Below are 19,088 nucleotides of genomic sequence, written 5' to 3' on the forward strand. Positions count from 1 at the left end.
ACAGAATTCTTTTAAAGTTTAGAAATTATGTTTCCTCGTCCTCTTACAACCTTGGACTTTATCTCAAGCGAAGTAATTAAACTTGCAAGCTTGCCAGGTTCCCATCCTGTTAGCGCAATCAAACTTTCTACGTGCATCTCACCATTTTCATCTAAAAGCTTTATCAATCTTTTCTCATCATCTGTCAGCTCTTCTTCATCTTCATTTGCATCAAAGCTTATCTGGGCAGGTTTTAAAGTATAAATCTCCTTTATGTCCTCAAGAAAATCCTCATATGAACATATAATCCTTGCACCCTCTTTTATGAGCCTGTTTGTACCACTACTCTTTTGCGAAAATATGTTGCCAGGCACAGCAAATACCTCTTTCCCCTGCTCCAAAGCAAAGTCAACTGTCGAAAAAGTGCCACTTTTGGTTGATGCTTCAATTACAACCAAGCAAGGTGAAAACATCGCAACAATTCTGTTTCTCTGGGGAAAGTTCATTTTCTCCGGCAGAGTACCTGGCAAAAACTCAGACACAACACATCCATTTTCTATAATCTGACGGTAAAGCTTTAAATTTTCTTTTGGATATACAATATCAACTCCACAACCCAAAACAGCTACTGTCTTCCCATTTTCAAGTGCCCCTGTATGGCAAAAACTGTCAATCCCCCTTGCCATTCCGCTAACAACCAAAATTCCTAAGGAAGCCAGCAGACTTGCCAGCTCTTTTGCAACTCTTTTGCCATAATAAGTAGGTTCTCGTGTTCCAACCATTGATATTTTACGCGGAAATTTAAGAAGCTTTGCATCCCCTTTTACAAAGAGCATAACTGGTGCATGGTCAAAAACTTTGAACTCATCTGGATACAGCTCATCGTCTTCAAGTATTATATTTATACTATTTTTCTCACAAAATTCAAGAATTTTTTCAGCCCTCTGCAAGTCAGAATTTTTTATTTCATCTTTTACTGCGCCAATAATACCTTCGACTTCCAACTCTTTTTTATTAAGATAAGCATCTTTTAGACTTTTATACTTATTCTTTATCTGCCTGAACTTTTTAGGGCCTATCCCTTTTATGCTGTAAAGCCACAAAGAATAAATGAGTTCTTCTCTGTTCATTTTCTACCTCATCCTACACCATGTAATATTATTAATCTTTTCCTTTTATGACCCCAAGCGGCTCCATTTTGGCAACAGGAGTAGCAAGCCTGGATGTAATTACTGAATTTATCACAAGTTCAATGTCTTTATAACTCTGTGGACTTTCATCTAAAAAATCTTTTAGGTTTTTAGTGTTTATAAGAATCTCTCCGCTTTGCCCCTGTTTTAAAGCTTTTGAAAATTCTTCAATGGAAATTGTCTTTTTTGCCTTTGTTCGTGATAAAACCCTGCCTGCTCCATGGTTGACTGTATGATAACTTATTATATTGTCCTCAATTCCCCTCATAAGATATGAACTTGAACCCATACTGCCAGGTAAAATCACAGGATGTCCTGTCTCAGCAAATTTAGGATTCGGAATCAAATAGTGGTTTGGCGGTAATGCTCTTGTTGCCCCTTTTCTTATAACAAGCTTTTCTCTGTTTGCAAATCTTTCCATGTATGCAATGTTATGTGCAACGTCATATAAAACCCAAGCGTCAATTGAGTGTTTTTCTAAGACTGATATTATAAAGTTGCTCATATAATGTCTATTTATTTTTGCATAAATAGCTGCTGACTGCATAGCTTTAATATAATCTTTTGCAACCTTGTTGTCAATTGGCAAAAAGGTAAGCTGCGGGTCTGGCGTAGTGATACCCTTGGATTTCATAACGTCTTTAAATTTCTTTTGATAATAATCGCCAATGACCGCTCCAAACCTTCTCGAACCAGAATGTATCATCACAACAAACTGCCCATCGAAAAGTCCCCATTTTTCTGCAATAATTTTATCTATGACATGAAGTTTTTGAAACTCTATAAAGTGGTTGCCTCCACCCAAGGTTGCAAATTGCTCTTTACCAATCTCATGAGCCTCATCCGGTATTGTGTCAAGGTCAAACTCATGAATGAGAACCATCTTGTCTGAAATGTCCTTATCAATCTCTGTATTTTGAAGATACTCTTCATACTTTGTCTTGGAAAGAGCTATCTTTTTGTTTTTCTTACCAACACCTGTTGGAATCAAATCTTCTACCTCATCCATTATTTTCTTCAAAAGTGCTTTATCTATATCATCTGCAAACTTGTCTGTCAGAATCAGTCTCATACCACAACCTATGTCAACACCAACAATTGTTGGTGAAATCCACGCCTTTGACATGTCCCAAACGATTATTGTGCCAATTGAAGTACCTTTGCCTATGTGTGCATCTGGTGTATAGCCCAAAAATTCTACATTTGGAATTTGGGATGCGTTTTTTGCCTGCTGGAGCACCCCTTCGTCAAGGTCCTTTAAAATTTCTTCTGTCATGAAGAATATGGCATAATCGTTTGTATAAACACCGTCTCTTATCTTTTTCATAAAAACTTCACCACCGGTTTTGGTTTTTAATCTTTATAGATAACTCAAAATACATTAAAATATTATTAAATACTATTGTGGGAAAACCAATTTTTGAAAATGAAAGAGTTTGTTTTTTACTTCTTTGCTTTTTTGATAGGAAGTATTCCTTTTTCGTATATTATCACAAAGAAATTTTTTAATAAAGACATTACCCATTTTTATGATAATAATCCTGGTGCCACAAATGCATTCAGAGTGGCAGGAATAAAAGCAGGTATCCCATCTTTGATATTGGATATCTCAAAAGGTTACTTTACCATATACATCGCAAATACAATCTTTTATCCCCAAAAATTACCGGTGTACGTATGTGCTTTCATGGTGGTGTTAGGGCATGCTTACTCAATTTTTCTTAAACTAAAAGGGGGAAAATCAATCGCGAGCACGATGGGAATCCTGCTATTTTTGTATGGAGTTTTGCCTGTGATATTCTTCTGTCTGGGCACTTTTTTTGGACTTTTGGTGTTCAGAAAAGACAACATAGGAACAGTCCTGGGAATATGGTCTGTAATACTTTTTGCAGTGCTTTTTAATACCAATGCAAATGACATAATATTTCTAAGTATGCTTTGCCTCTTCTTAACATATCGTCAATTGAGGACTCGGTCTATTCCTATTGATATCATAAAGGCAATAAAAAATACGATAAAAAAAGCAAGCCATTCCTTTCTGGGGAAATAGCTTGCTTTAACTAAAATTTCTTTCACCAATTTCATCTTTTAATCTCTTCAATAACAGACAAATCAACCTTATTCTGAGGAACACCTTGTTTTCTCTGCTCCCAAAGCTTATCTGCAACCCTGCCCCAAGCCTCTGAATATTCAATAAGTTTGTTTGCAAGTTCTTCAGCTGTCTCTGTCTCACCACCAATTTGTGTTGGGTGCGCACCAGATTCTTCAACAATCTGTTTGAGCTTGAGTGGATTGTCTATCATAGGACATGGTCGCAGATGGTTCTCATTAAATGGAATATTCTTTCTGTATGCCATAAACAGTGGAGATTTTAAAGCATCCAAAAGCGAACATTCTTTTATATTGACGTTTGAAAAATGGATAAATGCGCAAGGTTCAACATCACCGTTTGCGTTGATATGAAGATATCTTCTACCGCCTGCAATACACCCACCAGCAGGCTCACCATCGTTCCAGAAATCAAGCACAAATATCGGTTTTGACCATCTTATTTCTTCTATTCTTCTATACATGTAAGCTCTTTGCTCTGGTGTTGCCATGTATGATATATCCGCATCCTTGCCAACAGGAACATATGTGAAGTACCAGCCAAACTTTGCTCCTTTTTCTATCAAGAAGTCTATATATTCATCAGAGGATACCTCTTCAACGTTATACCTGTGATACGTGGTTGAAAATCCAAACACAACGCCTGCTTCTTTGAGCTTTTCCATTGCAGTTACAACCTTCTTGAATACACCTTGGCCACGTCTTTCATCTGTTGACTTTTCAAATCCGTCTATGCTAATTGCAAATGCCAAGTTGCCCACTTTTGCAACCTTGTCGATGAAATCATCGTCAATCAAAGTAGCATTTGTAAATGACAGGAATACTGTGTCTTCGTACTTTTCACAAAGCTTTAAGATATCATCTTTTCTCAGAAGTGGCTCTCCACCTGAGAAGATTATAAAGTAAATTCCAAGCTCCTGAGCCTCTTTTACAACCCTGTCAAGTATTTCATAGTCAAGTTTTGCAGCTTTGTGGTACTCTCCTGCCCAGCATCCTTTGCAGTGCAGGTTACAAGCAGCTGTCGGGTCAATCAAAATTGCATATGGAATATTTATGTCATATTTCTTAATGAGTTCAAGTTGTTTTGGAACACCAATAAAACCAGCATTCAGGAAGAAATTGATAAGAATCCTCTCTCGAACTCTTGGATTTGTCTCCTTAATAATCCTCATTGCATAGTGATGCCAAGAGCTGTTTGGGTCAAGCAGATACTTTTTAGCATTCTGTATATACCATTTGTCTCTATCACGTCTTACTATCTTTTCTGTAAGGTCTAAAATCTTGCCTATGTTTTCTTCAGGATTGTTCGCAAGATATCTTATTACCTGCTTTAATACAGCTTCACCTATTATCTTCTTTGGAAGTTCCATATACTTATCACCCCTTTTTTCTTGCTCGACTTTAATTATAACTCTCTTGTTTCTAATGTGTCAATAGTTATATATGCATATGTGTATATAAATATGTTTATTTTTTTTCAAAAACGTGATATAATGATACTTGTCATAACTACAACTTAAACGAAGGGGAGCAAAAAATGACAAGGCTGAATGAAATACTGTATGCTCTTTCAGACACAACAAGGCTCAGAATTTTAAATATATTGGCCCACCGCGAACAAAATGTAAGCAGTCTTGTTCAGTTGATTCAGGAAAGTCAGCCAAAAGTGTCTCGCCACCTTGCTTATCTTAAAAATGTTGGGCTTATAGAAGCCAGAAACCATGCGCAAAAAAGAATCTATTCAATAAAAGAGGATGTGTTTGAAAAATACCCATTTTTAAAAGCTCTCATTCAAGACCTTGCAAAGGTAGATATGTTTGCGAATGATTTAAAGTTACTTTATTCTGCAACTTAGTTTTTTATTTATTATTATTTGAAAATCGAGTTTTAAAATTAAAAAGAAAAAGGGACTGTCCAATAAGATGTTGGGTAGTCCCTTCTTTATAATATTTGTTTGAATATAATTAATAATAAGCACTCAAAATATTTTTAGTCAGCTACTTTTATCTAAATATTTTTTGCCCCAAAATATAGTTAATAAACTTGTCATTTTTCAAATTCGATTTTTTTGTAATTGCTTTTAAAATAACGGTAAACAGTTTCCATAAAATAAAGCCCATAAAAACACCAAAGGTATTTAAGACAATATCATTTATATCACATGTTCTGTACGGGAATTTTATCAAAAAAGAAATAAGCAGTTGAAGTAATTCAACACTTATTGAAAAAGTTATACCTTTCAATAATACCTTTTTTATTGATTTATTTCTTAATAGTGGCAATAAAAAACCAAAAGGAATTGTAAGCAAAATGTTATAATAAAATTGTCTATTTAAAGTAATATTAGCAAATGGTTTTATATTTATTGTTGAGAGAATATCTATTTTTGAAGATATTTCTCTAATGGTTGGTGAAAAGATAGGAATTGGGAATATAGTAAATCTTAATACCTGTAAGATATATATAAAGAACAAAGCATTGAAAAAAACAGAGATGAACTCCTCATTTCTTTTTTTTCTCAAATAAACACAGTACATTATCAACAAGAGTATTCCTAATAGCCATATAGAAATATCAAAGTCTAACATCCTGTACCACCACTTTCACCAACAATAGTTTATTCTGTCTTCAAAATTCCACTACCTTTTATATTGTATCCATCATTTTCTATTTTGTAAAATACAAGATAATATTGTCCTGACTTTTGTTCTCCAAAAGATTTGGAAAATTCGACTTTTGTTCCTTCAGGTAATTGTGGTATAACATCTCCCTTTCAACATTTTCATCAAGTCCAAAACTTGATTTCCAAACTTCATACTTAATTCTATTTGGAGTTTCACCAAACCAGCTATCTTTAGAATAAATCCATATTTTCCCACTTATGCTCATTTCCCCAGCATCCATTTTATGATATATACCATTTTCAGCTCCATTTACGTATCGATAATCCATTGTAAAACTCCAGCTACTTGTATTTGCAAATGAAGGTAGTAAACATACACAACATACAATCAAAATTATTATAACTGATAAATACCTCTTTTGCACCATATCACCTCTTATTGGATATATTTGCGATATTACTATTATAAGCTTTTGTTCTTCATTTGTCAAATATATTTTTAAACTTTGCTTTCTTTCTCTTAGTCAACTCTTGTTTTTCTTAAAATATTATGTATAATATATTTAGTTGCAAACTATTTGCAAGTAGGTGGAAGGAATGATAAACCAGGACATTAAGTCTATTTTAAATTTACGCAATATCAAAGCTACCTGGCAAAGGATTGAAATATACAAGGTTTTAAATAGTTCAAATCAATGTTTATCAGCTGATGAAATACTCAATATGCTAAAAAACAAAAATTTCAAAATTAACCTCGCAACTGTATATAGAAATCTTGAACTTTTTGTTCAAAATGGAATTGCAGTGAAATCTACTATAAATAGAAAACATTTTTTTGAGATAAAGAAAAGTAGCCATCATCACTATTTTGTATGTATAAAGTGCAATGCAAAAGCCGAAATTGTAGACTGTAAGATAAATCTAATTGAAGAGGAACTAAATAAAAGGAACTTCAAAATTCTGGATCACAATTTGGAAGTGTATGGGATATGCGATAAATGTTGTGGGAGGAAAGAATAATGAAGAAGATAAAGCTGCTAACTATACCCCTTCTTATTAGCTTCATGGTTTTCTTAAGTAGCTGCAAAAATGAATCTTTAACTACCACCAAAGGCACAGTCTACACTACTATCTATCCTTTGTATTCTATTACAAAACTTATAGCAGGGCAGAAACTGACAGTTGAAAAGCTTGTAAAGGACGGTGCGGAAATTCACTCATTTGAACCATCTTCACGTGACATTGCCAAAATCACATCAGCAAAGGCGGTGATATATCTCGGGCTTGTTGACGAATGGGTTAAAAAACCTCTTGAGGGAACAAAGGTCAAAATCTTTAGAGCATCTGAAGGTATAGGATTTGTAGATAATGACCCGCACATATGGACATCACCGAGGCTTTTAAAGAAAATAGCAAGAAACATTGAAAATTTCTTGACAAGCTTAGATCCAAAAAACAAAAGTTATTACCAAGAAAATGCTTCAAAGCTAATTGCAAGTCTTGATAAACTTAATAAGGAATTTTCTTCTGTTGTGAAAAACTCAAAAAGAAAAGAATTTCTAATTGCCCATCCCTCTTTTGGATATTTAGCAAGAGACTACAGCCTCAAGCAGTATTCAATTACAGGTGTGAATGAAGAAGAAGAGCCCTCGGCTCAAAAAATGAAAGAGATTGTTCAGCTTATAAAGGAAAAGAACATAAAGTACATTCTTGTTGACCCAAATGAAAATTTGCCTGCTGTAAAGACAATCGCAAAAGACACTGGTATCAAAATTGTAAACATCTATGGAATGGGAATTGTAAACTCATTTCAAGCAAAAAATGAGACAATACTCAGCCTTATGGAAAAGAACATAAAAGCATTTGAGATGGTTTTAAAATAAATGTTGTGGGAGAGAAAACCAGAATGATTGAACTTATAGATGTAAACTTTTATATTGATCAGAAAAGAATCCTAAAAGACATAAACCTCAAAGTTCAAAAAGGTGAGTTTGCTGCCATAGTCGGACCAAACGGTTCTGGTAAGTCAACACTTTTGAATATAATCTCAGGGATTTACACCCCTACAAGTGGGAAAATACTAATATTTGGCAAACAGCATCTTACGCTGCAGGATAGGCAGAAAATATCCTTTGTTCCTCAAAAGGTCACAAATTTTAACCAGAGCTTTCCTTTGAGCGTTTTTGAAACTGTACTTTTGGGACTTGTGCCAAAAAAGGGATTGCTCCAGAGATTTTCAAAACAGGACTTAGAAAAAGCCGAAAGCATTTTAGAAAAGCTTCAAATAAAGCAGCTCAAAAACAGGCTCATTGGTGAGCTTTCTGGCGGACAGCAGCAAAGAGTATTTTTAGCCCGCGCGCTCATATCCGACCCACAAATACTTCTTTTAGATGAGCCAACTGTCGGGATAGACAGTCTCTCTGAGCAGCTTCTTTTTGAAATTCTTGGAGAGAAAAAGAAAGAAGGAACCACAATATTGATGGTAACACACGATGTGTATGCTGTAACTCAACATGCTGATACTATAATTTGTATGGGTGATGGTATGATTTACACTGCTTGCAGAGCAAAAGAGTTTTCCCCCTCAAAGTTTGAAAGTGTGTACAAATATAAGATAAAGAAAATTGAGCACAGGCACTCTTATATTAAAAAATAACAAAATAACAGGATGTGATATTATGCTTCAATATGAATTTATGCAAAGGGCTTTTTTAGCAGGTGTGCTGGTTAGCATTATGACTTCACTTGCAGGAAACTTTCTTGTTTTAAAGAGACTTTCACAGATAGGAGACTCTCTTTCACATACAGCAATTGTTGGTGTTGCAGCAGCATTGTTATTTAATTTTAGTCCAACCATTGGAGCAATTATCTCAACAGTTGTATTTGCTTTGGCTATGGAGTATTTCAAATCAAGATTTAAAAGGTTTGAGGAAATATCCCTTGCTCTTACTTCAATAACCGCCCTTGGCCTTGCCTCAGTTCTGTTTGGAATTTTAAAAAGCAGTAGCAATTTAATGAGCTTTCTTTTTGGAAGCATAGTAACAATTGGGAATGAAGATGTATGGATTATCTTTGCAGTATGCCTTGTAACAGTCACTTTTATAGCAATGTTCAGAAAAAGACTTATTCTTGCTACATTTGATGAAGTTAGCGCAATGGTCTCAGGAATAAACACAAAACTACTTGATTTTTTGCTGGGTATAATTTCAGCAACAATAATTGCTGTTTCGGTCAAGATTGTGGGCGGTCTTTTAATCTCAAGCTTGATTGTTTTCCCAACAGCAATTGCGATAAGATTTTCAAAAAATTTTAGAATGCTTCAAGTAGTTTCACTTTTAGTATCTTTAATTGCTATAATAAGTGGTTTGACTTCTTCTTATTACTTTGACATTCCTCCCGGTGGATCAACAGTTTTGATATTTGTATTAATTTTCTTTATAGTTGAAATTACTAACATCGCAAGAAAAAGAAGGCTTGTTAAAACTTTCAAATAAGCCTTCTTTCCAACAGCCTGTAAGAGATTGCCTCTTGCAGGTGCTCTGCCTTTATCTCTTCGCTTCCTTCCAAATCAGCAATTGTTCTTGCAACCTTCAAAATTTTGGTATATCCTCTAAGTGATAGCCCCAAAGTAGTAAATGCTCTTTCAAGCAGCTGCTTTTCTTTTTTCGAAAGTTTACAGAATTTATTCACAAGCGACCCTTTCATCTGAGAATTATAAAATATGCCAAGCCCTTTGAACCTTTCAAGCTGAATTTGTCTTGCTCTTTCTACCTCTTTTCTCATAGCTGCTGAATCTTTGCAAATTGAGGAATTGAAGTTTTCAAGCTTGACAAGCTTTACTTCAACCTGAACATCAATCCTGTCCAAAATAGGACCAGAAATCCTGCCCAGATACTGCTTAATTTGAGCAGGTGTGCATGTACACTCCCTTTCATCTGACAAAAAATAACCACATTTGCAAGGGTTCATGCTACATACAAGCATAAACCTTGCAGGATATTCAATTGATGCGTTGACCCTCGAAATTGTTACATATCCATCTTCAAGGGGCTGACGAAGAACCTCTATTGTCTTTTTATCAAATTCGGGAAACTCATCCAAAAACAAAACTCCATTGTGTGCAAGAGAAACCTCGCCAGGTTTTGGAACTCTACCGCCACCAATTATTGCAATCGAAGAAGAGGTGTGATGAGGACTTCTAAAAGGTCTTGCAGTGATAAGCGCCTGACCATCTTTCAAAAGTCCTGCACAGCTGTAAATCTTTGTCACTTCTAAGCTCTCTTCAAAGGTCATTGGAGGCAGGATTGTGGGTATGCGCTGAGCAATCATGGTTTTGCCGTTTCCTGGTGGACCAATCAAAAGTAGGTTGTGCATTCCTGCCACTGCTACCTCAACTGCTCTTTTGACATATTCTTGACCTTTTACCTCTGAAAAATCAACGTCATATGTAAATGTATCAAGAAGATTCATCTCATCTATTTCAACCTTATAAGGTGTAGTATTTTGAGGATTATCTAAAATCTCAGCAGCTTCTTTTAAAGTTTTTACAGGGAAAACATCAATTCCTTTCACAATGCTACATTCTGCCCTGTTCTCATAAGGAACAATAATCTTTTTGATACCATTTTCCAAAGCTGAGATTGTCATAAGTAAAGCCCCATCTACCCTTTTGACACTTCCATCAAGAGATAGCTCTCCAATTATAGCAATTTCATAAGGGCTAATTTTAGGGTTTATCTGTTCTGACGACTTTAGCACAGAAATAGCTACAGGCAGGTCAAAAGATGACCCCTCTTTTTTAGTGTTTGCAGGTGCAAGGTTTACAATTATTTTTCTGTTTGGAAAGTCGAAGCCACTGTTCTTTATTGCTACTCTTATTCTTTCTTTTGCCTCTTTAATAGTCACATCAGGAAGGCCGACTATATCAAAACTTGGAAGGCCATTTGACATGTCTGTTTCAACTGTAACAATATAACCTTTTATGCCAAGGTAAGAAGATGTCAAAACTTTTGCAAGCATTTTTTATATAGCTTTTCCTTTCCCTTTTTTATTAAAACTTTATCACAGCTTAATTTCTTTTTCAATAATAAACAAAAAAGCCCTTTTTCAAGGGCTTATGTTTTTGAAAATGGTGAGCCATCCGCGACTCGAACGCGGGACACCCAGCTTAAAAGGCTGGTGCTCTGCCTACTGAGCTAATGGCCCATATTTAAGGTGCATTGTTATTATAGCTGATGTCTGCTAACTCTACAATACCAAACTTTTGTTCGCAATATACGAACAATTAACTTAAAATGATTATGCTGTAAAGTTTACAATAAATATCAATTATTTTGGAGATACTTTTTTATACAACAAATATATTCTTCAAAATCTTGCATATTTTCTTTTATAAACCTATAAACCAAACTATCATCAATTTCCCAATAAAGATGGACCAGTTTGTTTCTAAACCTTGCTATTTGAGAAAGCCTTCTGCTAAATTCGTCATTAATAATATCTAATTGAGCCAATGTTAAAAATATATCTGCATACGTTTCAGGTGCTTTTATGTTTTTTCCTTTTGTTTGTTCTATTGAAATTATTCGATTACCAATGTTGATACATGTTTCAATTACAATTTGCAAATACCTTTGCACTGCACCTTTTAAGATTTCATTTGCCATATATTCTTCAAAATCAACTTTTGATATGTCTTTCAACAACTCTGTATATTTTTTCAAGAGCTTTAAATGAAATAATATTTTTTCGTCCATATCCTAAAAACAAACTCCTTTCAATAAATCTTTACAAAGATTTTAAAAATTCCCTATAAAATTCTTCCCTGTAAGGCTTTATATCAAGATACTTTGAAATGACCTCTGTTTGAAAGTCAACCGTTTTTTCTGTATTGCTACAGTAAACTATCTTACCAGTTTTTAATACTCCGTATCTAACAGACAAAGGTGCGCTATTGAGAACAACAAGATCAATTTCATCAGTTTTAAATATTTTCATAAGCCCATCAAGAATCTCATTTTCAAGTTCTTCCACTATTGTTTTGGAAAGTTCCTTGTCAAATAAAATTGCTATGTCTATATCAGAAAGTGGAGTATATGTGCCCATTGCAAATGAACCAAAAAGATAAGCAGCAACAACCTTGTTCCCAAACCTGCTGAAAAATTCCTCCAAATCTTCAATAGCTTTTTTAGCATGATCAATATCAATTTTATTTCTTCTTATCACTTTCTAAGCACCTTCTATTACTAAATTTTAATCCTACTTAAACTTTATTTTACCCTCATCTTACCTCTAAGTTTAGTTTAGAAAAATTGTAATACAATAACTTACCAACTAATCTTCGAACGAAAATATACTCTTGCAGATATAATGTGCAACCAACAAAGACAACAAAAAATCTGTTCCAAGACTGTTAGAATGCTGAAATACAAACACAATTACAAACATAAGTAAAAATGAGATAATAAGAACTCCCAGTAGATAAGAGAGTGCTCCTTTTTTGAGTTTCACTTTTTATCAACTCTCTCCTATAGTGATTCAAAGTATCTTTGAATTATTTTATCAAAAATTCCTAAACTGCGCAATAAAAGAGAATCTTTTTTCTCAACAAAATTCTCTTTTCAATATTTCTTAGGGAAAGTAGATTATTTTTGTATATTTCTTGCATTCTAATTATTTACTACTATAACAGCCATAAATCTAAGGAAAAATATGTGAAATGCAATTAATGAATTGACACAAAGAAAGTTTTTTAAACAACCTAAATTTTTGGATTTTAAACTTCTTCTAAACTCTCAAATAACCTAAATTCTCATATGTTTTCTCTGCACATTGAAAGATAACTTATTGGACATAGTAAAACCACCTCACGCACTCATTTGCGTTCGGTGGCTTTGATATCATTTTGTAAGTTCTGCTCCTTTAAAACATTGCTGGACTTGATGATTTAATTACCAATTTACATTTTTAACAATGCGTTGTAACCCATGATACTTCTCTAAAAACAAAAATGGCTGGGGTGGGTGGATTCGAACCACCGGAATGCAGGAGTCAAAGTCCTGTGCCTTACCGCTTGGCGACACCCCAACATAATTTAAATGGGGTGGATAATGGGACTCGAACCCATGACCTCCAGGGCCACAACCTGGCGCTCTAACCAACTGAGCTATATCCACCACCTCTTTAACAAGCAAATCATATTATAAAGGCAACAGTCCAGTTAGTCAATAGCGATTATATGTTCGAAATTATATGGAAATGTGCATTTTTACACCTCTCTCTTCTTTCTTGTTAAATATCTATTGAAAATACCTCTATATCATCCCTCTTCTGAAAACCCATTTTTGACCAAAAATTTTTCCCTTTTTCATTATTTTTCATTACAAAAATATGACATTTATGTATTCCTTGGTTTTTAAGTTCTTCTAAAGCTTTCTCAACCAAACGTTTCCCTATGCCTTGTAATCTAAAATTTTCAGCAACCGTCAAATGATATATAAAGCCTCGCCGGCCATCATGTCCACACATAATGGTAGCTATTATTTTACCGTCAATTTCACACACAAAGCTCATTCCTTTATTCCTATTGAGGAATTTTTCTAAACCTTCTTTTGTATCACTTCTACCAATGCCAATACCTTCTGTGTTTTGCCACAAAGATATGACTTTTGACCAATCATTTGGATTCATTTCGCGAATTATCATTTATAATCACCTCACAAATAACTTTTCAAATTTTAAACAGTTAAACTTTTCATAAGCATGGTCGCAAAAGAACCTGCAGGAAGATAGAATTTTATCCTAAGCTTATAATACCCTTCATAAAAGTCATCTTCTTCAAAGTCGAACACTTCAAGCTTTTCTGGAAAGACTATGGCAGGTCTTAAAAACGATTTAAAATACCAGCTCCTGATCTTTTTGGTATCAAAATCAGAAGGCTTTACTCCTCTTTCATTTAAAATCTCTAAAATAGCGTTATTTACAATATCACTCACATATGGTATTTTTGATGAGACGGTTGGAATCTGAAGGTTTTTTAAGTTATTTAAAGACTTTGTTGAAAGTATAGGGTAAATTAAATAGTCCATAATTTTCCCCTTTACAGGTTTTAACAAATCAACATAATAGGGCAAAACTGCAATCAATGTCCTGTTCCATATATAGCTCTGATAAGCAGAAAGAAAAATAGACATCTCTTCTTTGGAAATAAGATTGAGCGCTCTAATTAAATAGTGTCTGCTCTTGCCTTTAAGGAGAGTTTTTATAATATTCTTTTCTACCTTCGTTTTACAAAGAGGCAGTATCTTTTCGAAATCTCCCCAAAGCTCAGAAATTTTTTTCTTCCTCTCCTTTTCTTCTTTTTTATCTTCAGGATGAATGGTTGTAAAATAAAGTTTGAGAGCACCGTTGTAATGTTTTTTAACAATCTTTTCGCCTATGAACTCATCTTCATTTTGGATGCTTCCAAACCGCTGGTCATCAAAGTAGTTGGGAAAACCAAACTGCTGTACTTCGTTCAGTCTTTGTAAAATTTTTTCATCCTTATTTTTTAATTTTCTTATTGTTATTTCAAAAAAATTTCCTTCGAGAATTAAAGGAGATACAAAATCATCTGAATACCCTATGAACTGAGCCTTTACATTTTCTTTGTTAAAATTTATGGTATATTCTCTTGGCACAGAAATATACTGAAAAGTGAGTGCGTGTCTATCTTTTCTCCCAGCACAGCCAATCTTCTCAAGTGGAATCTTGTTTTCTTTTGAAATGAACCTGAGAGCATCAACAGTGTTCCAGTGCCTTTTTGTTAAAAGATAAATTTTGTATTTGCCCGACGGTTTTATTTCAATCTTAAGTTTTTCTCTCACAACAAAATCCTCTGGTAAAACCTTAATCTTCAAACTACTATCACCCTTTAAAATCCACAATTTTTCAAAACTCTTATTGACACCTTATTTTATTATGATATCATTATATATTGTTGTCAACAAACTATTTTACTGAAAAAATCGGGTAACAATAAATATTATGAGGAGGTGGTAGAAGTGGATGTATTAAAAGGTGCTGTTGATTTTGTACAGAACAAGACAAAGGTTGAAGTAAACCAAAGAGATATAGAAAAAATATTGTCGGCGCTGAACTCCACAAACCATTTTTGGGAAGTTATTTTCCTTTCACAAAAACCATTTGCTGTGGTAAGAGAAACAATCAACTATCTTATTTCAATAGATTTTGTTAAGACGGATGAATCGGGTAACTTGATATTAACAGAAAAAGGAAAAGAATTTATAAGCGCTAACAATATTCCCGTTGTAAAAAATTACACTTGTTCCTACTGTGAAGGAAGAGGAATAGTCTTTTCTGAAATCAAGGATGCTTATGAAAAGTTTAAAGAGATTGTCAAGACAAGACCTGATGCAATAGTTGAATATGACCAAGGTTATGTAACAGAAGAGACAGCTTTCTCAAGAATTGCTCTTATGATTAAGAAGGGCGATTTAGTAGGAAAAAGGCTAATAGTATTTGGTGACGATGACCTTGTGTCAATCGCAGCAGCACTAACAAAACTTCCAAAAGAGGTCATAGTTTTAGAGATAGATAAGCGTCTTGTTGAGTTTATAAATCAGGCTGCAAAAGAACACAATTTAAACCTCAAAGCTATTGAATATGACTTTAGAAACAAACTTCCTGATGATTTTGTAAAAAGCTTTGACACATTTACAATAGATCCACCTGAGACAATTGAAGCTTTGGACCTTTGCTTTACAAGGACAATTTCAAGCTTAAAAGGTGCAGGCTGTGCAGGCTACTTTGGTCTTACAAACATCGAAGCTTCACTTTCAAAATGGCATGAATTTCAAAAACTTCTTTTGAACAAGTTCAATGCGGTTATTACAGACATCATTGAGAATTTCAATCATTATGTAAACTGGAACTATCTCTTGCCATCGCTTGAGAGTAGCCTTACTTTTGTAAATGTTCAACCAAAGCTCAACTGGTACACATCAAGTATGTACAGGATTGAGCTTGTAAAGGATGTAGACATTAAAAATGAATTTATTAATTGTGAACTTTATATAGACAACGAAGCTATACTTTATAAGGAAAATTAATCCTTGCTCTTTTTCTCTTTTTTATGTTAAAATATCTTGTGGTTTTTAAGCTTCTGTTGGAAAAAGGGAGGGAAATCAGAGATGGCAATGTGCGAAGTTTGCGGTAAAAAAGTTGCTTTTGGAAATAAAGTAAGCCACTCAAACAAGAAATCAAGAAGAACATGGAAGCCAAATGTAAAGAAAATAAAAGTTCTTCTGCAGAATGGTCAGAGAAAGAGAATATATGTGTGCACAAGTTGTATAAAGGCTGGCAAGGTTGTCCGTGCTTAAAAATAGAAAAGTTCAAGATAAGCAATCAAAGTTTATCTTGAACTTTTTTCTTTATTTATCATCACTTATTTTAAACAGCTTTTTTATTAACTTGCTCAAAAACCTTGGCATTTTAAACACCATGATTCTCATTTTACTTCCATCTCCCATCTTTCAAAAATAGATATATTCCTGCACCTATTAACAAGACTGCGATTATAAAGGCTAAAAGCCATGGAGGCATCAGTAGCGATATCAGAATCCCTATACCAATGAGAAGCAGTGCAAGACCCAACCTTTTTTTGTTTTTGTGCGAAAAATGCTTGCTCATACCATAAATATATTCTTTCAACAGCTGGTTTTATTCTATTATATTCATTAGAAAACATATGAGTGACAAAAAAGTGGCTGTCCCAAAACAATAATTTTCAATAACCATAATTGGGTATTTAATGTTATTAAATACCAATATTGTACTATATGGCACACAAAAAGAGGATTGGGCGGCAGTTCATTTTACCCCTAGCCCTCTATTATTATCTTCACTAATTTTTCTATGTTATAGGCAATACAAACCAAGCTATACTTTAAGCTTTACATATTCCATACCCCTGAGTAGGAACCTCCTAAATCCTTTATTGTTCTTTATTATCCCAAATAATGTCTCAACTTCTACTTCTTTTTCTTAAATCTAATTGTCTCCTTTACTCAATAATATTTCTCTTACCTCTTCTTTCAATTCTCTAATCTCGGTCCTAAAGCAAATCTCTTCTTATATCATTTACCTTTATGGCATTTTTTCCATGTTCACAACCATTACAAATATCTGCACATTGATATACCTTCTCTCTCAAGATACCTTTGATTTTCTCAAAATATCTCGCGATTTCTTTAAATTTCGCTATCGAAACAAATAATTTTGTTCTTGATATTGTTATTATTGCTTTATTCTACCATACCCAGCTTGTATAATTATTTTCGTAAGACACATCAAAAAAATTCCAATAAAATAACAACCAAAGTTTCGGTTAACATAAGATTTTGAGTATCATTATTAAAATAACATTTCCAATACTTCCTCTTTGAGAGGAAAGCAGCGCAAAATCACTTCTCGCTGCTTGTGGCTTCTAATCTTTAGCCACTTTTTAAAACACTATCTTTAACGCTGGCCTCTTGCCAGCCTTGCTATCTTTGAATAATTCTTTCTTTCTGGGCATGGAATTTAATGTCCTTACCCCCCTGGGTGCGGATTTTTAAATCCCGCTTACCCGCAAACGAGACTATTATTCCATTCCAGGTAAGTCTAAACTATTTAGCTGGTTGAGGCCAGCTTAAATCTTAGTTTAAGCTGGTTCCTCGTTCTACTGCCCAAGGTTGTATACTTACCTTGGCTCGGAATGGAAAACTCAAGCCCTAATTCGATTTTAAAACTACTTACGAGGAGGTCTTATGCTATGAACTTAAAACCTATTGCCGGGATTGATGTCTCCAAATATTTCAGCGAAATGGTGGTTATCTCTCCTGCAAATGAAATACTTGCACGCTTGACTATCCATCACAATAATCCCGCTGACTTTGAGAGGGCTATTGAAATCCTTAAAAAAGTTGAAGAGGATTTCGCGGCTCGCCCTATCATCGTCATGGAAGCCACAGGGCATTACCACAAAATCCTCTCCCGCTTCTTTACTTGTCGGGGGTGGGATGTTTCTATTATAAACCCCTACAATCTAATTCTATCAAAAATGCGGGAGAAAGTAAAAGTAAAAAATGATAAAAATGATGCCCTGTGGATTGCCTTAACCTTCAGGCTTACTAACTCTGCTATAGCACAACCTTCATCTGAAACCCTCGATTGCTTGAAAAACCTATGCCGTCAGTACTACAACCTCAGCGATGAGTTGACCTCTTACAAATACAGACTTACTTCTGTCGTCGACCAAATTATGCTCAACTTCAAAGAGGTCTTCCCTGACATTTGCTCTAAAACATCTTTGGCTATACTTGAAAACTACCCTACTCCAAACGATATCCTAAGCGCTGACAGTGAAAAACTTATTTCCATCATTCAGCAAACTTCTAAAAAAAGCTACCAATGGGCTAAAGAAAAATATGATCTACTCATCGCGAAAGCTAAAGAATTTAAGCCTTTTTCTATCTCCAACTTGGCAAATGTTACTATGCTTAAAGTCTACATTAACATGGTCTTGACTTTGCAACAAAACATCGACAAAATTTTTGAAGCCATAAATCAGCTTGTTCAGCAGTCTTCACAGACTCAACCTTCAATATCCGAAAATATTAACCTTCTTCAATCTATCCCCGGCATAGGTTTTCTCACTGCTGCAACTATCCTTGCTGAAATAGGTGACTTCGAAAAATTTTCAAAACCTAATAAACTTGTTGCCTTCTTTGGCATTGATCCTTCCGTAAATCAATCCGGGCAATTTGTCTCTACATCAAACAAAATGTCTAAACGTGGCTCTAAAATCTTGCGAAGAATCTTATTTACAATTGCTCTTGCCAATATCAGAACCAAAAGAGATTCTAAGCCTTGTAATCCTGTACTATTCGAATACTATCAGAAAAAGTGCCAACAAAAGCCCAAAAAAGTTGCTATTTTTCGCTGTTATGAGAAAGCTCATATGCATTATCTTTGCTGTTATGCGTGATAAAAAGCCTTTTGAACTTAGAACTCCTGAAGAACATATTCAAAGATGCTTTAATAAGACTGCTGTTTATTGCGTATAAATAATTGTTTTATTAATGAAACATTGGTTAACCATAATATGTGTCTAGCCTCCATATGTTATGTCAACTTCTAATGGATGG

20 protein-coding genes, 3 tRNA genes and 2 pseudogenes are annotated in these 19,088 nt (G+C 34.4%); 9 read left to right on the forward strand and 16 right to left on the reverse strand.

Features of this window, described 5'->3' with window-relative positions; translation table 11 throughout:
* Positions 1-11: 11 nt before the first annotated feature.
* Both dprA and ATHE_RS10965 read right to left on the reverse strand, forming a co-directional pair.
* Positions 12-1,109: a DNA-processing protein DprA gene (dprA, locus tag ATHE_RS10960; RefSeq protein ID WP_015908519.1), complete on the reverse strand. Its 1,098-nt coding sequence runs from the start codon at positions 1,107-1,109 to the stop codon at positions 12-14.
* Between the two features lie 31 nt (positions 1,110-1,140).
* On the reverse strand, positions 1,141-2,496 hold the full coding sequence (locus ATHE_RS10965; RefSeq protein WP_015908520.1) for an RtcB family protein: 1,356 nt from the start codon (positions 2,494-2,496) through the stop codon (positions 1,141-1,143).
* 99 nt (positions 2,497-2,595) lie between these two features.
* Between ATHE_RS10965 and ATHE_RS10970 the strand changes: the two genes are divergently transcribed.
* Positions 2,596-3,219 carry a glycerol-3-phosphate acyltransferase gene (locus ATHE_RS10970; protein WP_041727429.1) on the forward strand — a complete coding sequence of 208 codons (624 nt, stop codon included), beginning with the start codon at positions 2,596-2,598 and terminating at the stop codon, positions 3,217-3,219.
* A gap of 31 nt (positions 3,220-3,250) precedes the next feature.
* On the opposite strand, the gene ATHE_RS10975 is transcribed toward ATHE_RS10970, so the two are convergent.
* Positions 3,251-4,648, reverse strand: a complete 1,398-nt coding sequence (locus ATHE_RS10975; protein ID WP_015908522.1) for a radical SAM protein — start codon at positions 4,646-4,648, stop codon at positions 3,251-3,253.
* A gap of 167 nt (positions 4,649-4,815) precedes the next feature.
* Between ATHE_RS10975 and ATHE_RS10980 the strand changes: the two genes are divergently transcribed.
* Entirely contained in the window at positions 4,816-5,133 is a 318-nt protein-coding gene (locus ATHE_RS10980) for an ArsR/SmtB family transcription factor (RefSeq protein ID WP_015908523.1), read from the forward strand.
* 148 nt (positions 5,134-5,281) lie between these two features.
* Here the strand turns inward: ATHE_RS10980 and ATHE_RS10985 are convergent, their stop codons facing one another.
* Together ATHE_RS10985 and ATHE_RS10990 are read right to left on the reverse strand one after the other, a co-directional pair.
* On the reverse strand, positions 5,282-5,866 hold the full coding sequence (locus tag ATHE_RS10985) for a VanZ family protein (protein WP_015908524.1): 585 nt from the start codon (positions 5,864-5,866) through the stop codon (positions 5,282-5,284).
* A 79-nt stretch (positions 5,867-5,945) separates the two neighbouring features.
* Entirely contained in the window at positions 5,946-6,392 is a 447-nt protein-coding gene (locus ATHE_RS10990) for a hypothetical protein (protein WP_041727196.1), read from the reverse strand.
* Positions 6,393-6,498: 106 nt separating this feature from the next.
* On the opposite strand from ATHE_RS10990, the gene ATHE_RS10995 reads away from it, so the two are divergent.
* The 4 genes from ATHE_RS10995 to ATHE_RS11010 are packed head-to-tail and all read left to right on the forward strand — an operon-like array spanning position 6,499 to position 9,395.
* On the forward strand, positions 6,499-6,921 hold the full coding sequence (locus ATHE_RS10995) for a Fur family transcriptional regulator (protein ID WP_015908526.1): 423 nt from the start codon (positions 6,499-6,501) through the stop codon (positions 6,919-6,921).
* Positions 6,921-7,784 (forward strand): metal ABC transporter substrate-binding protein, encoded by an 864-nt coding sequence (locus ATHE_RS11000; RefSeq protein ID WP_015908527.1) that lies wholly within the window; start codon positions 6,921-6,923, stop codon positions 7,782-7,784. Before ATHE_RS10995 ends, ATHE_RS11000 begins: the two co-directional genes overlap by 1 nt.
* A 23-nt stretch (positions 7,785-7,807) precedes the next feature.
* Entirely contained in the window at positions 7,808-8,557 is a 750-nt protein-coding gene (locus ATHE_RS11005; RefSeq protein WP_015908528.1) for a metal ABC transporter ATP-binding protein, read from the forward strand.
* Positions 8,558-8,579: 22 nt separating this feature from the next.
* Positions 8,580-9,395 carry a metal ABC transporter permease gene (locus ATHE_RS11010; protein ID WP_015908529.1) on the forward strand — a complete coding sequence of 272 codons (816 nt, stop codon included), beginning with the start codon at positions 8,580-8,582 and terminating at the stop codon, positions 9,393-9,395.
* Here the strand turns inward: ATHE_RS11010 and ATHE_RS11015 are convergent.
* The 9 genes from ATHE_RS11015 to truD all read right to left on the reverse strand — a co-directional run bounded on the left by ATHE_RS11015 (position 9,388) and on the right by truD (position 14,825).
* Complete coding sequence (locus ATHE_RS11015; protein WP_015908530.1) at positions 9,388-10,920, reverse strand: YifB family Mg chelatase-like AAA ATPase; 1,533 nt, start codon at positions 10,918-10,920, stop codon at positions 9,388-9,390. The two genes, ATHE_RS11010 and ATHE_RS11015, sit on opposite strands and share 8 nt — an antisense overlap.
* A gap of 110 nt (positions 10,921-11,030) precedes the next feature.
* Positions 11,031-11,106, reverse strand: a tRNA-Lys gene (locus ATHE_RS11020).
* A 119-nt stretch (positions 11,107-11,225) separates the two neighbouring features.
* The gene (hepT, locus tag ATHE_RS11025; RefSeq protein ID WP_015908531.1) at positions 11,226-11,657 is read right to left on the reverse strand and encodes a type VII toxin-antitoxin system HepT family RNase toxin; all 432 of its coding nucleotides are present in this window, start codon (positions 11,655-11,657) and stop codon (positions 11,226-11,228) included.
* Positions 11,658-11,688: 31 nt separating this feature from the next.
* Positions 11,689-12,126, reverse strand: coding sequence for a type VII toxin-antitoxin system MntA family adenylyltransferase antitoxin (gene mntA / locus ATHE_RS11030; protein ID WP_015908532.1), 438 nt, complete (start codon positions 12,124-12,126; stop codon positions 11,689-11,691).
* A gap of 108 nt (positions 12,127-12,234) precedes the next feature.
* Positions 12,235-12,411, reverse strand: coding sequence for a hypothetical protein (locus ATHE_RS14800; protein WP_179121865.1), 177 nt, complete (start codon positions 12,409-12,411; stop codon positions 12,235-12,237).
* Between the two features lie 500 nt (positions 12,412-12,911).
* A tRNA-Gln gene (locus tag ATHE_RS11035) sits at positions 12,912-12,987 on the reverse strand.
* A 12-nt stretch (positions 12,988-12,999) separates the two neighbouring features.
* Positions 13,000-13,076, reverse strand: a tRNA-His gene (locus ATHE_RS11040).
* Between the two features lie 115 nt (positions 13,077-13,191).
* The gene (locus ATHE_RS11045; RefSeq protein WP_015908533.1) at positions 13,192-13,605 is read right to left on the reverse strand and encodes a GNAT family N-acetyltransferase; all 414 of its coding nucleotides are present in this window, start codon (positions 13,603-13,605) and stop codon (positions 13,192-13,194) included.
* 32 nt (positions 13,606-13,637) lie between these two features.
* Positions 13,638-14,825 carry a tRNA pseudouridine(13) synthase TruD gene (truD, locus tag ATHE_RS11050; protein WP_015908534.1) on the reverse strand — a complete coding sequence of 396 codons (1,188 nt, stop codon included), beginning with the start codon at positions 14,823-14,825 and terminating at the stop codon, positions 13,638-13,640.
* A gap of 117 nt (positions 14,826-14,942) precedes the next feature.
* Here truD and ATHE_RS11055 point away from each other — a divergent pair, with 117 nt between their 5' ends.
* Complete coding sequence (locus ATHE_RS11055) at positions 14,943-16,010, forward strand: bis-aminopropyl spermidine synthase family protein (RefSeq protein ID WP_015908535.1); 1,068 nt, start codon at positions 14,943-14,945, stop codon at positions 16,008-16,010.
* Positions 16,011-16,091: 81 nt separating this feature from the next.
* Complete coding sequence (rpmB, locus tag ATHE_RS11060) at positions 16,092-16,280, forward strand: 50S ribosomal protein L28 (protein WP_013291240.1); 189 nt, start codon at positions 16,092-16,094, stop codon at positions 16,278-16,280.
* Positions 16,281-16,413: 133 nt separating this feature from the next.
* Here the strand turns inward: rpmB and ATHE_RS11065 are convergent, their stop codons facing one another.
* Together ATHE_RS11065 and ATHE_RS15485 are read right to left on the reverse strand one after the other, a co-directional pair.
* Positions 16,414-16,611 carry a hypothetical protein gene (locus ATHE_RS11065; protein WP_041727199.1) on the reverse strand — a complete coding sequence of 66 codons (198 nt, stop codon included), beginning with the start codon at positions 16,609-16,611 and terminating at the stop codon, positions 16,414-16,416.
* A gap of 9 nt (positions 16,612-16,620) precedes the next feature.
* A pseudogene (locus ATHE_RS15485) lies at positions 16,621-17,107 on the reverse strand (transposase); the annotation flags it as partial.
* 606 nt (positions 17,108-17,713) lie between these two features.
* Between ATHE_RS15485 and ATHE_RS11070 the strand changes: the two are divergent.
* Positions 17,714-19,007: pseudogene (locus tag ATHE_RS11070) on the forward strand (IS110 family RNA-guided transposase).
* The last annotated feature ends 81 nt before the right edge of the window (positions 19,008-19,088 follow it).

This window comes from Caldicellulosiruptor bescii DSM 6725, assembly GCF_000022325.1.
Classification (GTDB): domain Bacteria; phylum Bacillota; class Thermoanaerobacteria; order Caldicellulosiruptorales; family Caldicellulosiruptoraceae; genus Caldicellulosiruptor; species Caldicellulosiruptor bescii.

Bases quoted from the DNA above. Each gene is read 5' to 3' on its own strand.
- dprA (WP_015908519.1), bottom strand. From the start codon at position 1,109: ATGAACAGAGAAGAACTCATTTATTCTTTGTGGCTTTACAGCATAAAA.
- ATHE_RS10965 (WP_015908520.1), bottom strand. From the start codon at position 2,496: ATGAAAAAGATAAGAGACGGTGTTTATACAAACGATTATGCCATATTC.
- ATHE_RS10970 (WP_041727429.1), top strand. From the start codon at position 2,596: ATGAAAGAGTTTGTTTTTTACTTCTTTGCTTTTTTGATAGGAAGTATT.
- ATHE_RS10975 (WP_015908522.1), bottom strand. From the start codon at position 4,648: ATGGAACTTCCAAAGAAGATAATAGGTGAAGCTGTATTAAAGCAGGTA.
- ATHE_RS10980 (WP_015908523.1), top strand. From the start codon at position 4,816: ATGACAAGGCTGAATGAAATACTGTATGCTCTTTCAGACACAACAAGG.
- ATHE_RS10985 (WP_015908524.1), bottom strand. From the start codon at position 5,866: ATGTTAGACTTTGATATTTCTATATGGCTATTAGGAATACTCTTGTTG.
- ATHE_RS10995 (WP_015908526.1), top strand. From the start codon at position 6,499: ATGATAAACCAGGACATTAAGTCTATTTTAAATTTACGCAATATCAAA.
- ATHE_RS11000 (WP_015908527.1), top strand. From the start codon at position 6,921: ATGAAGAAGATAAAGCTGCTAACTATACCCCTTCTTATTAGCTTCATG.
- ATHE_RS11005 (WP_015908528.1), top strand. From the start codon at position 7,808: ATGATTGAACTTATAGATGTAAACTTTTATATTGATCAGAAAAGAATC.
- ATHE_RS11010 (WP_015908529.1), top strand. From the start codon at position 8,580: ATGCTTCAATATGAATTTATGCAAAGGGCTTTTTTAGCAGGTGTGCTG.
- ATHE_RS11015 (WP_015908530.1), bottom strand. From the start codon at position 10,920: ATGCTTGCAAAAGTTTTGACATCTTCTTACCTTGGCATAAAAGGTTAT.
- hepT (WP_015908531.1), bottom strand. From the start codon at position 11,657: ATGGACGAAAAAATATTATTTCATTTAAAGCTCTTGAAAAAATATACA.
- ATHE_RS11045 (WP_015908533.1), bottom strand. From the start codon at position 13,605: ATGATAATTCGCGAAATGAATCCAAATGATTGGTCAAAAGTCATATCT.
- rpmB (WP_013291240.1), top strand. From the start codon at position 16,092: ATGGCAATGTGCGAAGTTTGCGGTAAAAAAGTTGCTTTTGGAAATAAA.